13 protein-coding genes are annotated in these 14,708 nt (G+C 36.1%); 6 read left to right on the top strand and 7 right to left on the bottom strand.

Features of this window, described 5'->3' with window-relative positions; all coding sequences use genetic code 11:
• The first annotated feature begins 78 nt into the window (after positions 1-78).
• Both JG29_RS07555 and JG29_RS07550 read left to right on the top strand, forming a co-directional pair.
• Positions 79-837, top strand: coding sequence for a threonine/serine exporter family protein (locus JG29_RS07555; protein WP_045923339.1), 759 nt, complete (start codon positions 79-81; stop codon positions 835-837).
• An 8-nt stretch (positions 838-845) separates the two neighbouring features.
• Entirely contained in the window at positions 846-1,292 is a 447-nt protein-coding gene (locus JG29_RS07550; protein WP_045923338.1) for a threonine/serine exporter family protein, read from the top strand.
• 182 nt (positions 1,293-1,474) lie between these two features.
• Here JG29_RS07550 and JG29_RS07545 read toward each other — a convergent pair whose 3' ends face one another.
• Positions 1,475-2,302: an alpha/beta hydrolase gene (locus JG29_RS07545; RefSeq protein WP_045923337.1), complete on the bottom strand. Its 828-nt coding sequence runs from the start codon at positions 2,300-2,302 to the stop codon at positions 1,475-1,477.
• A complete protein-coding gene (locus tag JG29_RS08600) occupies positions 2,280-3,407 on the bottom strand; it encodes a PTS sugar transporter subunit IIC (protein WP_052696336.1) in 1,128 nt (375 codons plus the stop codon). The genes JG29_RS07545 and JG29_RS08600 overlap by 23 nt, the downstream gene beginning before the upstream one ends.
• A 68-nt stretch (positions 3,408-3,475) precedes the next feature.
• Between JG29_RS08600 and JG29_RS07535 the strand changes: the two genes are divergently transcribed.
• Together JG29_RS07535 and JG29_RS07530 are read left to right on the top strand one after the other, a co-directional pair.
• A complete protein-coding gene (locus JG29_RS07535; RefSeq protein WP_045923336.1) occupies positions 3,476-4,666 on the top strand; it encodes an MDR family MFS transporter in 1,191 nt (396 codons plus the stop codon).
• Position 4,667: 1 nt separating this feature from the next.
• Positions 4,668-5,594 carry an alpha/beta hydrolase gene (locus tag JG29_RS07530; protein WP_045923335.1) on the top strand — a complete coding sequence of 309 codons (927 nt, stop codon included), beginning with the start codon at positions 4,668-4,670 and terminating at the stop codon, positions 5,592-5,594.
• Here JG29_RS07530 and JG29_RS07525 read toward each other — a convergent pair.
• A complete protein-coding gene (locus JG29_RS07525; protein WP_045923334.1) occupies positions 5,591-6,961 on the bottom strand; it encodes an MFS transporter in 1,371 nt (456 codons plus the stop codon). The two genes, JG29_RS07530 and JG29_RS07525, sit on opposite strands and share 4 nt — an antisense overlap.
• Positions 6,962-7,239: 278 nt before the next feature.
• Here JG29_RS07525 and JG29_RS07520 point away from each other — a divergent pair, with 278 nt between their 5' ends.
• A complete protein-coding gene (locus JG29_RS07520) occupies positions 7,240-8,877 on the top strand; it encodes a peptide ABC transporter substrate-binding protein (RefSeq protein WP_045923333.1) in 1,638 nt (545 codons plus the stop codon).
• Between the two features lie 136 nt (positions 8,878-9,013).
• On the top strand, positions 9,014-9,964 hold the full coding sequence (locus JG29_RS07515) for a nucleoside hydrolase (protein ID WP_045923332.1): 951 nt from the start codon (positions 9,014-9,016) through the stop codon (positions 9,962-9,964).
• Between the two features lie 88 nt (positions 9,965-10,052).
• Here the strand turns inward: JG29_RS07515 and JG29_RS07510 are convergent, their stop codons facing one another.
• The 4 genes from JG29_RS07510 to dsdA all read right to left on the bottom strand — a co-directional run bounded on the left by JG29_RS07510 (position 10,053) and on the right by dsdA (position 14,613).
• Positions 10,053-10,373, bottom strand: a complete 321-nt coding sequence (locus JG29_RS07510; RefSeq protein ID WP_045923331.1) for a DMT family transporter — start codon at positions 10,371-10,373, stop codon at positions 10,053-10,055.
• A gap of 138 nt (positions 10,374-10,511) precedes the next feature.
• Positions 10,512-11,570 carry a 2,3-butanediol dehydrogenase gene (locus tag JG29_RS07505; RefSeq protein WP_045923330.1) on the bottom strand — a complete coding sequence of 353 codons (1,059 nt, stop codon included), beginning with the start codon at positions 11,568-11,570 and terminating at the stop codon, positions 10,512-10,514.
• A gap of 228 nt (positions 11,571-11,798) precedes the next feature.
• On the bottom strand, positions 11,799-13,127 hold the full coding sequence (locus tag JG29_RS07500) for an amino acid permease (RefSeq protein WP_045923329.1): 1,329 nt from the start codon (positions 13,125-13,127) through the stop codon (positions 11,799-11,801).
• Between the two features lie 169 nt (positions 13,128-13,296).
• Complete coding sequence (dsdA, locus tag JG29_RS07495) at positions 13,297-14,613, bottom strand: D-serine ammonia-lyase (RefSeq protein WP_045923328.1); 1,317 nt, start codon at positions 14,611-14,613, stop codon at positions 13,297-13,299.
• Positions 14,614-14,708: the final 95 nt, after the last annotated feature.

The following is a 14,708-nucleotide window of genomic DNA, read 5'->3' as shown; positions in this document are numbered from 1 at the left end:
AATGGGTTATTATCTATGATAATAACCTTTTTTTATACCTTGTATTTTTAGTTTTTATTCAATTGGTAGGTTGGAAAAATGGATAATCAAACAATTAAACAGTTGTTGAATACAGGCATACTTGCAGGGAAGATTATGATGGAATCAGGTTCGGAAATGTATCGGATCCAAGATACCATCGAAAGAATTTTGCGCAAGGGGGGATTATCACAACCAGAAGTGTTCCTAACGCCAACTGGAATATTTGTGACTGCGCGCGATATATTTTATATAAAAATGGCGGAAGTTCATCATAGTGCCATTAATTTAGAAAAGGTTACCAAGGTCAATGCTTTATCAAGACAGTTTTCGGATAATCAGATTAGTTTGGATGAATTACAAAACGGTTTAAGAGATATTAATAGTAATACTTCTGATTTTCCGTTATGGTTGAAACTTTTAGGAGCCTTTGTAATCAGTTGTACTTTAATGATTCTTTTTATTGGTAAATATGATTGGTTTGATTTTTTTCAAGCTGGTTTTATTGGTTTATTTGGCTATCTGGTATTTAACTATCTTAATAATGTGGTGGAAATTCAATTTATTAGTGAGTTTATTGCGTCGGTTCTGATTGCTTTAGCAGCGATTGGTTTGCGCCAACTTAACTTAATTAATAATTTAAATTATTTGATTATTGGCAGTGTGATGCCGCTTGTTCCCGGGGTGGCATTAACCAATGCCTTACGTGATTTAATTGCGGGTCATCTAATTTCCGGTTTAGCACGCATGGTAGCAGGTACATTAAGTGCTTTAGCGATTGGTGGCGGTATTGCTGTGGTTTTAAGATTTCTTTTGTGAGGTAATTTATGCCGTTAAGTATGCAATTTTTAGTACAAATGTCTTTTAGTTTTATGGGAACAATTGGTTATGCTCTTTGTGTAAATATTCCTCGGAAAGCTTTAATTGGCTGTGGTATGTGTGGAATGTTCGGCTGGCTAGTTTATTGGCTGATGTGGCACTTTCTTTTAGCAGGAAAGGTTTCTTCTAGTTTAATAGCTGCTTTAGTTATTGGCTTAATGAGTTATATTTTTGCAAAATACAAGAAGATGCCGGTAACTTTGTTTAATATTCCGGCACTAGTACCCTTGGTTCCGGGAGCCACTGCGTATGAAGCGGTGCGGGCAATGGTTTCGGGAGAATTTGTTAATGGAGTACGGTTATTTTTGATGACAGTCATGATCATTGGGGCGATCGCAATGGGTTATATGATTGCTCAGGTAATCATCGATATTGCTAAATCTTTTAAAAAATGATATTATTTATTTATGCGATGAGTCGAGAGATCACATTAGTGATCCAATTGGGAGCGTCAAGCCACGTTTTTGTGACACTCACCGGATTTGTGAGGGCGTTTTTGAGTGTTAGATGTGAACTGACATTCAATTACTGATTTTTCAGTACCCAAAAAGTCATGGCCTTTTGGCCATGACTTTTTTTATGGAGCTGTTTTTCTATTATCCATAATGTTTTCTTGGACTAATCTGGTTACCTGGGGATTATCTAAAAGACTACCGTGAGAACTATTTTCACCAGTAACAGTGATTTGGGTATATTTTTTAACCTGTTTTTGATAGATATATTTACCTGCTTCTACACTTTGATAAGGGACAATCCCATCATTTTGATAATTTTTAGTTCCTGCAATCGCATAAACAATCAAATTTGCGGGCAGATTTTCTTTATTGCGATAAAGTTGCCGAAAAATTGCAGTCTCATTTTTTATGTTTGATTCTAAGGAATTATAGGGGGTGCCCACAGTCATAAGACTATTAATTGTAAGATCATTACGATTAAAGTATTTTTCTAAGTACCAGGTCCAAATTAGCCCTCCATTTGAATGACCTATAGCAGAGAAATTATTAAAATTATAATTATTAGTTAAATAATTCATAGCGATTTTTAACCAGCGGGTTTGTTGAGAAATATTAGTATAACCGTCTTGATTATTTTGAAAGGCAATCACGATAAAAGGTTCTTGGTCACGGGCGGCAATGCTGCCGCTGGTTTTAATTTTGTCATTTTTCTGGACAGTAATTTTTAAAACGCTCCGTTTAAGTTTACGTTTTCCCGGATGCATCTGCTGAAAAAGGTTGTCAAAACGATCCTGATTAGCGGAGCTGCCCGGAATAAAAATTACCGGTGAAACTCGTGAATTATGCCAAACTCGCTCACTGTTCACACTTGCCTGCATAGTTTGATAGGCAGGAATGGTTAGTAACAGCATAATTCCAATAATTATATTAATCCAAGTTTTTGTTTTCATATTTGGCCTCGGCTTTAATAAATGGTAAATAAATAGCAGTAGAACAACCAATGGCTAAGATAGTAGCTATAAGACTACCCCAGTTACCATTAGTACCTAAAAAATTAAGCAAAAAAGTAGGCGTGCCGCTAAAAATTTCATAAACTGCTGGTTGTGCCCATTTTAATTGGATAAATAGTGCCCCAATTAACATGCTCAGAATGGGGCTGATGACAAAAGGAATTACTAACCAAAGATTAAATAGTACCGGCAATTTGATTAAAAGTGGGGCATTAAAACCAAAAAGACTTAGGAGAATATTTTGTAAAACTAGACGATCTTTGTGTAAAATTAAAAGTGCGAAAACTAATCCTAAGGTGCAACCTATTCCTCCTAAAAAAGCATAACTCGTATAAATGGAGTGTAAGTTAAAAGGAAAAGGTAAGTTATTGAGATTACGATGGGTTAGTGCAGCCGATAAATTGGCGGTGGCAGCAGGTGAATTAATAGATTGCCTTGTTTCTGTAAAGGGATTGATGATTCCTAACCAAGTTGCTAAATTACGTAACATGACTAGAGGCCCGAGTGACCACCAATTAATATTGCGCGCGCTCGTGGAAATTCCCGGCAATTTAACAAAAATGTCATTTTGCTGGATCAAGTTAACAATATATCCCACAAAAAATGCTAGAATGATACGGATTGTGGGCCAAGGAACTTTGCAAAAAAGATAAGCCACTAAATAACTAATAATTATTACTAATAAAATAGATGGTAATGTCCAAGTCATACGTAGATCCGGACCAATATTCATGCAGGCCACCGCTAAAATCAAAACCGTACTAAAATTTAAGTCTGAATGTTGAAAATTACTGAGATTTTGGGTTAACAAATAACCGAAAAATAAGAGAGTTAATAATTCCAAAATAGTCAGATATTGTGTGCATAAATGGTTGAAAGTCGAAAAATTTTGATGAATATGAAAAATTTGTGTAAAAAAGCCATTGGGATTCAGTAAAGTAATTTTAATTAGTCGCAGATAGGCATCAATTAAAATTAAAGGATAAATATTTTGGAGCGTATTATTAAGTGTCTGCTGGAATTTTTGATTATAATTTTTAAGCATTGACATTTCTCCCATAAATTTAATAAATTTTTACTCTCAATAAACTCAATGAAAATGGAGGTAGATTAATGAAAGATGAGCAACAACGCTGGCTGCTATTAATGAATGCTACTTTTAATATGGTTATGGGATTCATTTTACCAGTAAACACAATTTTTATGACAAAATATCTCCATGAATCTTTGGTTATCTCAGGTTTTGTCTTGATGGTATATTCGGGAGTCATGATGCTGGGTAATGCTCTAGGAGGATATTTATTTGATCGATATTCCCACCGGGGCACGCTTTTATGCGGCTATTTTATTGCGGCCGTAGGATTTTTAGTGCTCTCATTTTGCCATATTTGGCCTTTATATGCAATTTTATTGACAATTATTGGTTTAGGGATGGGGATTGCCTATACAGCCGTTAATTCTTATACGGCCGTAGTAGCACAACAACATCGCCAGCATTCGCAACGAATTTTTAATATTATGTACTTATCTGCTAATGTCGGTATTGCTGTAGGATCAATGTTAGTCAGCGTGATTTTTCAGCGAAGTATTTTTTTGACTTTCTTTTTACCAGCACTATGCTTTCTGGCTTGTTTGTTAATTGTTATTTTTCGCGGACATATTTTGGATGGTGAAGCACCGAATCTTCCCAATGCAGTTTCTAAAACTGAGACTGCTACAAGTACGGAGATAACAAATGAGCTTAGTTCGCAGCAATTATCTGTAAATTTAGTTTTGATTTGTGGAGCCGTTTTGATAGTTTGGTTAGGATACTCACAATGGGACAGTAATATGTCTTTGTATATGTTGGATAATCATTTTACAATGCGAAATTATAGTTTGCTATTCAGCCTCAATGCCCTGTCATTAATGATTATTCAGCCTCTAATGGGAAGAATAGCAGAGAGTTTGTTTTCTAAATTGAAAATCCAAATAGCTTTAGGATTAGTAATTATGGGTTTTTCTTTTATCTTTTTGCCAAGTGCACAGCAGTATTGGCAATATGTTGTGAGTATGTTGATCTTAACAATTGGAGAATCAATCACGTTTCCGACTATTCCTGCTTTGTTAAATAAATTTTCTACAGGTGCTAACCGTGGTACTTATCAGAGCTTTTATGTGGTTTTTGGTTCCTTAGGTCGCGCTTTAGGGCCCTATTTAGGAAGTCTGATTGCCACGAAAAGCTCCTTTGATTCTTTGTTTATTATCATTTGGCTGGCCATTTTAATTGTGGCCGGTGGTATGATGTTAGTGAAAGAGAAATAATATGAAAGTAAAAACAATTCTGAATGTTGTTGGAATTACAGCATTATTAACTTGTGGTGCAGGAGCGGGCTTATTTAACTATGTCCATCAACGTGATAGCAGCGCCTTAAAAACCAAAGTACCGCAATTTTCAAAAAATAATCCAGCACTGGAAAATGCCCAAAAATTTGCTGCATTAGCAAAACAAAAAATCCACATCTTTTCATATGATCATTTAAAATTGACGGGTTGGTTGACTTTGGCGCAACCTAACTTCGGGACAATTTTAATTGTTCATGGATTTGGTGTGGATCATCATTCTTTAGATAAAATCGGTGCTGTTTTTAATCAACTGGGCTATAATGTTTTGCAACCGGATAATCGAGCGGCAGGCCAAAGCGCGGGACATTATTTAAGCTATGGTTTTCAAGAAAAATATGACGTTCAAAGTTGGCTGCAATATTTACAAACTCGTTCAGAACTAGCGCAAAATTTTTATTTGTTTGGAGCCTCTATGGGAGCAGCCACTGTGTTAGAAAGTTTGGCTTTAGATTTACCGGCTACGCTTCAGGGAGTAATCGCTGATTCCAGTTATACAGATGCTTTTGCGATTAGCGAATATACTATTTCACGACAGTTTAACCTGCCGACCCACTTGATTACTCAAATCTTATCTTTCTGGTCAAAAATCATTGTGCATGGTTCTTATCGAGAGGCTAGCCCTCTAAACAGTGTTGCACAAGCAGCAATACCTTTGCTTTTTATTTGTGGTCTAAAGGATACAACTGTTCCGCCAGCAATGTCTAAAAAATTATACGCTGCAGCGCTCCAACCTAAGTTTATTGAGTATTTTCCCAAAGGTGAACATATTCGAAGTATTGAAGCCGACCCGCGCCGGTATTATCAAGTTATTCAACAATTTTTACAATTTTGTCAGAAACAAGATTAGAAATTTTGCCAGGCACTTTGAACAATTTTAGGATTGACTAAAATTAAAGCAAGCACGATACAAAAGATGTTGGTACCTGCAAAAATAGCAAAAACCCCTTGAGTTCCGTAAAAAGCCACTAGACCAGGGAAAATCAGGCTAATAACGAAATTTGTCAGCCACATAACAGCAGTTGCCCAGCTCATAAAAATCGATTTGACAACTGGAGGGAATAATTCCGCTAATAATAGCCAGGTAGTGGGACTGACGATCCCTTGTTGGGTTGCCAAAAAACAAGTCAGCAGCAGTAAAACAATCAGATTGACTTGATTTTGAGTCAGGCTTTTACTATTCATAACCAAGTTTAGTCCTATCATAAATAAGACATTACCACTTAAGCCAGCAATTAAAATATGTTGATGCGAATATTTGGCCGTTAATTTAGTGCCTAATAAAATAGCGGCTGAAGAGACTAAACCGATCAAAACATTCCCATATAAAGCGGCTTTAGCCCCCATGCCTACTTTTTGTAAAAGCGTACTTCCGTAATACATAACGATATTTACTCCAGAAATTTGCTGAATTAAAGCAACGGCAATTCCCGCCCAAAATAAGTAAAGCAGATATTTATTATGAAAGATAACGCGGAACTTAATTTGTTGCGGCTGTCCCTGTTCTTTTTTAGATGCTAAAATAGCTTCTTTAATGTCTAATTTGGGAAAGCCTAAACGGTGAAAGGTCTGCCGGGCTTTTTCTTTGGTACTATGGATTAGCTGCCAGAAGGGGCTTTGCGGTAGATTAAAAGAGAGTAGCCAAAGGATAAGTGCAGGAACACCAGCCATTAAAATCATAATCCGCCAAATGGGATGCCATTGTCCCCAAAAAGTACCTAACAACGCATTAACTGTAAAAGCACACAGCTGACCGATGACAATCGCCACTGCATTTTTATTGACGTTTTGCGATTTATAGCGGTCCGGCGAAATTTCATTTAAATAAACTGGGGCCAAACTTGAGGCACAACCAACGGATAATCCTAAGATAAATCGAAAGATACTAAGAATAACTATATTGTTAGAGATGGCACAACCAATCGTTGCTAAAGTAAAAACTACGGCAATACTGTGTAATAGGAGTTTGCGTCCATATTTGTCAGCTAATTTACCACTAAAAAGGGCCCCAAAAGTACAACCGAATACCAAAGAGGCAGTCACTAAACCTTGCAGATCAGCGGACAAATTTAATTGATCCGGCTTACTAATAAATGATAAAGCGCCATTAACCACTCCCGTATCATAACCAAATAAGAAACCTCCTAGCGAGATAACATAGGAGGTATAGCTTAAGAAAGTATTATTAATAGTTTGCGTTACTTTCCGTTTATGCATTGTTCACATTCGAACTTCCCTTCTGGATATTATTATAGTACAATTAAAAATTCTCGGTATGTGAGAAGCTGTTTTCTAATAATTAAAAACAGCAAAAAAAATTTCTGATCCTAAGGCGAAATTTATTCTTGTCATGAAGCCTTGTCATAAGACCATTAGTGACAAGAGTTAGATAAATATAATTAAAAATAACTAATCTTTTTTTAATTATAACTTTACATTTTGAAAAAAAAATAGTAGACTTTTTATAATTTCCATTAGAGGTGAGAAGGATGAATATGAAAGTTCGGAAAATGCTGGCAACCGGCTCACTAGGTTTAATGAGTATGCTGGTCCTAGCTGGTTGTGGATCTTCAGGACAAAGTCAGGCTTCAAATGATACCGCGCGAATTATGTCAAAAGAAGTAATTTCGACTGCGGATTCTTCTTTAGCTACTGATATTGTCAGTGCACAGGCAATTACTAATACAATGGAAGGATTATATCGTTATCACGGTAAGAAGTTAGAGCCGGCAATGGCGACTAAGGTAGTCCGTCCTACTAATAATGGACTGACTTATACCTTCCCTTTGCGGCATAATGTTAAGTGGAGCAACGGTGATCCCGTAACAGCTCAGGATTTTGTTTTTGCTTGGCGGCGGACAGTCAATCCTAAGACCAAGTCCCAATATGCCTATATCTATGAAGGAATCGCTAATGCCAAAGATATTACTGCTGGGAAAAAGCCTGTCAATTCCTTGGGAGTTAAGGCCTTAGATAAATATACCTTACAAGTCAATTTGGAAAAACCTATTCCTTATTTTGGCTCTTTAATGTCTGCTGACTTCTTTTTCCCTCAAGACCCGAAAGTTGTCCAAAAATGGGGTAAAAAATATGGTACTAACTCCAAAACTTTAGTTTCCAATGGCCCTTATAAGCTGCAAAATTGGAGTAGTGTAGACAATAGTTGGACCCAAGTTAAGAATAAAGACTATTGGAATGCTAAAGCAGTCAAAGTACCTAAATTGAAGTATCAAGTAGTTAAGGATGCTTCTACCGCACTTAATCTTTATCAAGCGAAAAAATTAGATCGGGTAGAATTAAGCGGTGATACCTCTAAGCAAATGAAGGGTTCCAAGGGATACAGTGTATTAAAACAAAATTCTACCGTATACTTGGAAATGAACCAAAAGAAATATCCATTCTTCAAAAATCAAAAATTACGTCAGGCTATGTCTTTAGCTATTAATCGTCAGCAATTAACAAAGAAAGTATTAGGTAACGGAACTTCTGCTGCCTCTTCGGCAACAGCTTCTAATATGACCTTTAATCCTACTAATAAGAAACAAGATTTTGTGGCTGCAACTGCCCAAACCGGTAAAGCTAATACAAAATATGACTTAGCTAAAGCTAAAGAATTATGGCGGCAGGGATTAGCAGAAACCGGACAAAAGAAGATTAAATTTGATTTATTAGGTGATGATACTGATATTGCTAAGCAGCAAAGTGAATTCCTGCAAAATCAGTTGGAAAAATTACCAGGATTAAAAGTTAATTTAAATAATGTACCTTATAAGACGAGAATTAGTCGTTCAGCAAGTGGTGATTTTGATGTTGTAATAACGATGTGGAATGCTGATTTTCCGGATCCAATTAACTTCTTGACTTTATTTACCACAGGCGCCAGCTATAATAGTGGCAAATGGTCAGATCCACAATACGATAATTTAGTTAATCAAAGTATGAGTCAAGATGCTAATAATGCTAGTGCTCGGTGGCAAGATATGGTGGCTGCTCAAAACATTTTGAATGAACAACAAGGTGTCATTCCTCTATATCAAAATGGGCAAGCCTTTATGACCCATGATCGCTTGCAGAATTTGGATTACGGCCCAAGTTCCTTGTATAATATGGTTTCATTAAGAATTAAAAAATAATAATCTCTTTGTATAAAATCAATCGGAAAGGTCAGAGTAATTCTGACCTTTTTATTATGAATTAAAAAAAGCGACGATTGCCTAATAATATTAATTTGCGTATAATTTATTAAAAGTGATAAATGGGGGCATACATATGCATAATGTTTATTTTAATCATGACGGCAATGTTGATGATTTGGTATCGTTGTTACTGTTATTGCAGATGCCGGATGTAAATTTATTAGGGGTGGGAGTAACTGACGCTGATGGCTATGCAGTTCCTGCGGTTGCTGCTTCTCGCAAAATTATTGACGTTTTTGGTGGGACTGAACGGCATACAACAGTGGCTCGCTCGAATTCGCGACCGGTCCACCAATTTCCAAAACAATGGCGGTTGAGTGCTTTTTCCTTTAATGATTTTCCAATTTTAAATGAAAGAAGCATTATTAATACACCTCTAGTTCAACAGCCAGCACATTTGGATCTGATAGATAAGATTATTAAATCTCCTGAAAAGGTAACTGTAGTTATGACAGGACCTTTAACCGATTTAGCGCGCGCTTTAACACTTAGACCGGAAATCGCTGCTAATATTAACTGTCTTTACTGGATGGGTGGGGCCTTGAATGGTCATGGCAATGTAGCTGAACCCGACCAGGATGGAACCATGGAATGGAATGCTTATTGGGATCCGCAAGCCGTGCAAACTGTTTGGCAATCTGATTTAAAAATCGTACAAGTTGCTTTAGATAGTACTAATCAAGTACCCTTAACACAAGAATTACGCTGGCGCTGGGCGCGACAACGGCAGTATCCAGCCTTAGATTTAATCGGTCAAGGATACTCGTTAGTACATTCTTTTGAAGCTGACTCTACTTATTATTTATGGGATGTTTTGACAACCTTAGTCAGCAACTATCCAGAACTAGTAGACTCGCGTACTGTCAAAAGTGCTGTTTTAACAGAAGGACCTGGAGCTGGACGAACTTATATTGATGATGAAAAAGGACGGCCTGTAACCTTCGTAACTAACGTTGATGCGAATGCGTTTTATGATAAAATTGATGAATTAGCCCAAGCAGCACCTTACCGACACCAAAATTAATTGTTATTCAAATAATTAAGTTGGAAGACAAAATAATATACTTATTAAAAAAGAGGACGCTAACTTTGCAGTAGGCGGCCTTTTTGGTTTAAGAATGATAATATTCAACTAAAACTGTCCCGATAATAATCAAAATCAATCCAATTAATGTAGGTAAATTAAGAGGTTCTTTCCAGATGAAATAAGAAGTTGCTGTAATTAAAATAATGCCGACAGCTCCCCACAGTGCATAAGCAATATTGAGCGGAATAAAGTTTAAAGCTAATGCTAATGAATAAAAACAAATACAATAAGAACCAACACAAATTAAGGAAGGGATCAGAGCATGGAAATTATTAGTTGCTTTTAAAAAATTAGTACCAATAATTTCACCGATAATTGCTAAAGCTAAATAAAAATATCCCTTCATGATAATTCTCCCTTTACAATTGCTGTCAATAATATTTATTTTAACAAAAAAGGATAAAAAATAAATCTACCGCAGAAATAATAATCAATTTAGCGGTAGATTTATGGTTAATAAAGAATGATAGATTTAGAGTTTCAATTATAATTCGGGGGAAATCATAATTTTTACTTGTGATTTATCAGTGGCTAAAGATTTAATTCCTTCAATAGCTTGATCAAATCCTAATTCATTGGTAATTAATTTTTTGAACAAATCTTGATGATTATTGATCATCCCAATTACTTGTGGGAAGGAGTTATTATAGCCAAAAACAGTATTGATATTTAATCCTTGGACGGTAGCAAAACTTAATTTAATAGTTGCTGGTTTGCCAAAGATAGCAACAACTTGCAAAATGCCGCCGCGCCGGGTAATTTGAAAAGCTGTATCCAATGTTGGTTGTGCTCCTGCACATTCAAAAGTAATATCTACTCCATCAGGAACTTCTTTTCTTATTTCTTCATTAACATCTACTTTGGATGGATTCAGAGTTTTTAAGCCTAATTCTTGAGCTTTAGCTAAACGCTCTTCTGATATATCGGAAATATATACTTGTGTAGAATTCATAGTTTTGGCTAATAAACCTGTAAGTAAACCAATAGGGCCAGCACCCATAATTGCAACGGTCTGGCCAGCAATTAAACCACTCTTTTTGATAGCTTCATAAGCTACTGCTGTAGGTTCAGTTAAAGCACCAGTTTTCAGATCAAGAGTGTCAGGCAATTTATAAACAAAAGTGCTATTAATATTAGCAAATTCTGCCATTCCACCATCATCTGAGAATCCTAGGCAGTTGGCACCGTCTTCAACATGCATGTTTAAACACAGATTATACTTACCTGCCCGACAATTAGCACATTTACCGCAAGCAATACCAGGTTCGACAACTACACGGTCGCCTACTTGAAAATTATTAACGGCACTACCAACTTGAGCAACTTCACCTGAAAATTCATGGCCCAATGTAATTGGGACTTTACGTCCTGTAACTGGATGCGATTTCATTGGTAAACCGGCACCATCGGTATAAGCGTGCAAATCACTACCACAAATACCACAGTACTTAATCTTAATTTGAACTTGATCAGGCTTTGGATCGGCAATATCAATATCTTCTACCCGGATATCTTTAGCTCCATAAATTCTGACAGCCTTCATATTAATAATTCCTCCTATCTTTTTATCTAACTACAACTCTATTGTAGTAGTTGAAGAAAACGATTTCAATAGTTCCGAATTGTGAAATTATTATTTATTAATAAGAGTAATTGATTTTAGGAATTATTCTGCTGATAAATAAAAACATGATCATTAATCATAGTTTAAAGTTATTCAATAAATAAACTATTTTAATAATCATGTTTTTATTTTGGATTACTTCAAGAACTAAAATTTATGTCGACTTAACAAATAAATAAAAACAAACCAAACAATTGTAATGACAGTAGTTAAGGTAGTTTCCGGATTAAATAATAAAATTAAAAAGATAATCCCCATAAAAATAATGGTTAAATAATCACTATAGGGAGCAGCTGGTAACGGAAACAATTTAGGACCCTGACGGTAATCTGCTGATTTTCGGTATTTGATATGTGTCAGCATGAGAAACATATAAATAATTAAAAAAGCCGCAGAAGCCACGGAAGTGATTAATTTAAAGGCCCCTTCTGGGAATAGATAGTTAATAAAGACAACTAATGCTACAATTCCAGTAGATAGCGTAATGGAACGCATGGGAATTAATTGCCGATTAAGGTGAGCAAAATAACTATCCGGTTTAGCAAGGGAAAAGAGCATGCGTCCTGTTGTAAATAACGAACTATTTAAAGAAGATGCAGCTGCAGTTAACACTACAAAGTTAATAATTCCTGCGGCGGCTTTAATCCCAATACCTGCGAAAACCTGAACAAAAGGAGAATGTCCAGCACTATAATCTGGCCAAGGTTGAATAATCATAATAGCCATCAGAGCGCCAATATAAAAAATTAAAATTCTCATGATTACAGAATTAATGGAGTGGGGAATATTTTTTAATGGATCCTTAGTTTCAGCCGCTGAAACTCCCACAAATTCAACTCCTAGAAAAGAGAAGAAAGCCATTTGAAAAGCAGCAATAATCTGCCAATTATTACCGGAAGACAGGCCATAATTCCACAAATTGGAAAGCTGGACGGTACCTTTAGCAGTATGAAATTGGAAAAGTAGCATAATAATAGCAGTTACAATTATTGCTAAAATAGCAATAATCTTAATTAAAGCAAACCAAAATTCAGTTTCTCCAAAAGCTGAGACCGCTATTATATTAATCGAATATAAAGCGGCTAAAAAAATGAGTTCCCAAATCCAAGTGGGAATACGGGGAAACCAAAACTGCATATAAGTACCAACAGCCGTTAATTCCGACATAGCAATAACTAGCCAGCCCAACCAATAAGTCCACCCCATAATATAGCCTATGCGTTTACCCAAATATTTTTTAATGAAATCAACAAAAATAATTTTTGTAGTATCAGAAAGTAATAATTCACCTAAAGCTCGCATCATCAGAAAAACAAAGAGGCCAGTAATTAAATAAATAACTAAAATAAAAGGCCCGGCTTTATGGATGGATTCTCCTGATCCTAGAAATAAACCAGTGCCAATAGTGCCGCCAATAGCAATCATACTAACATGCCGCGCGGACAGAGATCGGGACAAGGATTTTTTTTCTGCCAAAGTGAACAACTCCTCATCAAATTGTAATTAACCGTAATAATTAAGCCTTTATTGTAGCATAAAATAAAGGCTATGAAAAACTTTATTAGAAAATCACTCAAATAATAACTAATTAAATGAGAAATAAATGAGCAGTTGATCAATCTTAATAAGAGTCAAGGCTGATTGGCTAATTATTTAAAAGGCGGTTGCCGATTTGATAAAAATTATTCTGATCGGCCTTCGGAACCATGCTCCCGCCTGTAGACCAAACAATATGAGTAGCTTGCTTCAATGGATAGTCAGTCTGCAAAGCTTGGAGACTTTCTTTAATAACAGCAAACCCAGCCGCTGCTGAAGGTTCAATATTAATATTTTCACTGTCAGCTAAAAGTGCTAAATATTTAAAAATTTCATTATCGCTAAAAGTTGCACAGCCTAATAATAAAGTTTTCATCATCTTACCTGCCAAAAATGAAGGTCGACTGACTGCTAAGCCATCAGCCGCTGTTTTGCCATCTAAACCGATATCATAAACGGAAATATCATGATTTAAACCGGTAAGCATTCCTAAAGTTACCGAAGGGACATGAGTAGGTTCAGCAAAAATTCCGTGAATATAAGGTCCCATAATCTTTTTCAATCCAAAAGTTACGCCGCTGGGACTGCCACCTACACCCGCAGGCAAATAAACAAAAACCGGATGTTGTCGATCCAGAGGAATATGTTGATCGGCTAATTGTTTTTGCAGCCGCACTGCCGCTACTGCATATCCTAAAAAGAGATCGGCCGAGCCTTCATCATCAATAAAATAAGTATATTTATCTTGAGCTGCTTGTTTTCTGGCTTGTTCTACGGCAAAATTACAATCGGCATCATGTTCAATGACATGAACACCGTTTGCTCTTAATTTAGCTTTTTTCCATGAACGGGCATCATGTGACATATGAATAGTAGTTTGAAAGCCAAAGCTGGCCGCTGCAATGCCAATACTTAAACCCAAATTACCGGTTGAACCAGCAGTAATGCCGTAATGAGAAAATAATTGATGATAACGCGGTGTAGCAAGGATAGAATAATCATCCATATATGTTAAATCACCCTGGGTTAAAGCGATATGTTCAGCAAACTTGAGCACTTCATAAATACCACCACGTGATTTAATAGATCCGGAAATAGGCAGTACATTATCTTGTTTAAGATATAAAGAACCTGGTAAAGTCCAATTGTTATATTGAGACCAGGAACTTTGCATCCGCTCAATTCTAGTTAAAGGAGATTCAATAATACCGTTTAGATGGGCCGTTTCCGGGAAAACTACTGCTAAGTAGGGAGCAAAGCGTTCCCAACGAGCTACAGCATCAAAAATGTACTCCGAAGTAAAAGGCAAATGCGGATCTGTCTGACCGTAATCTGGGTTGCGCCAAAAAAGTGGTTGATATTCTTTTAACTGTGTAATCATAGGAAACTGTTGACTTAATTGAGAACTACTTTTAGGCTTAGTCATAGTTTTTTCTCCTTAACTTTATTTTTAAATGTTTGAATATAATTTAAACCATTTGAACATTTGAAACAAGACTCCAGCAAGAGTATTATGGTGGC

The organism is Bombilactobacillus mellis (assembly GCF_000967245.1).
Classification (GTDB): domain Bacteria; phylum Bacillota; class Bacilli; order Lactobacillales; family Lactobacillaceae; genus Bombilactobacillus; species Bombilactobacillus mellis.
Note: the sequence above shows the minus strand (reverse complement) of the source record. Positions and strands in the feature narration are given on the sequence as shown.

What these genes read in the sequence shown, in the direction of transcription:
- JG29_RS07510 (WP_045923331.1), bottom strand. Translation starts at nt 10,373, where the DNA reads ATGAAGGGATATTTTTATTTAGCTTTAGCAATTATCGGTGAAATTATT.
- dsdA (WP_045923328.1), bottom strand. Translation starts at nt 14,613, where the DNA reads ATGACTAAGCCTAAAAGTAGTTCTCAATTAAGTCAACAGTTTCCTATG.
- JG29_RS07505 (WP_045923330.1), bottom strand. Translation starts at nt 11,570, where the DNA reads ATGAAGGCTGTCAGAATTTATGGAGCTAAAGATATCCGGGTAGAAGAT.
- JG29_RS07520 (WP_045923333.1), top strand. Translation starts at nt 7,240, where the DNA reads ATGAAAGTTCGGAAAATGCTGGCAACCGGCTCACTAGGTTTAATGAGT.
- JG29_RS07530 (WP_045923335.1), top strand. Translation starts at nt 4,668, where the DNA reads ATGAAAGTAAAAACAATTCTGAATGTTGTTGGAATTACAGCATTATTA.
- JG29_RS07550 (WP_045923338.1), top strand. Translation starts at nt 846, where the DNA reads ATGCCGTTAAGTATGCAATTTTTAGTACAAATGTCTTTTAGTTTTATG.
- JG29_RS07545 (WP_045923337.1), bottom strand. Translation starts at nt 2,302, where the DNA reads ATGAAAACAAAAACTTGGATTAATATAATTATTGGAATTATGCTGTTA.
- JG29_RS08600 (WP_052696336.1), bottom strand. Translation starts at nt 3,407, where the DNA reads ATGCTTAAAAATTATAATCAAAAATTCCAGCAGACACTTAATAATACG.
- JG29_RS07525 (WP_045923334.1), bottom strand. Translation starts at nt 6,961, where the DNA reads ATGCATAAACGGAAAGTAACGCAAACTATTAATAATACTTTCTTAAGC.
- JG29_RS07535 (WP_045923336.1), top strand. Translation starts at nt 3,476, where the DNA reads ATGAAAGATGAGCAACAACGCTGGCTGCTATTAATGAATGCTACTTTT.
- JG29_RS07555 (WP_045923339.1), top strand. Translation starts at nt 79, where the DNA reads ATGGATAATCAAACAATTAAACAGTTGTTGAATACAGGCATACTTGCA.
- JG29_RS07515 (WP_045923332.1), top strand. Translation starts at nt 9,014, where the DNA reads ATGCATAATGTTTATTTTAATCATGACGGCAATGTTGATGATTTGGTA.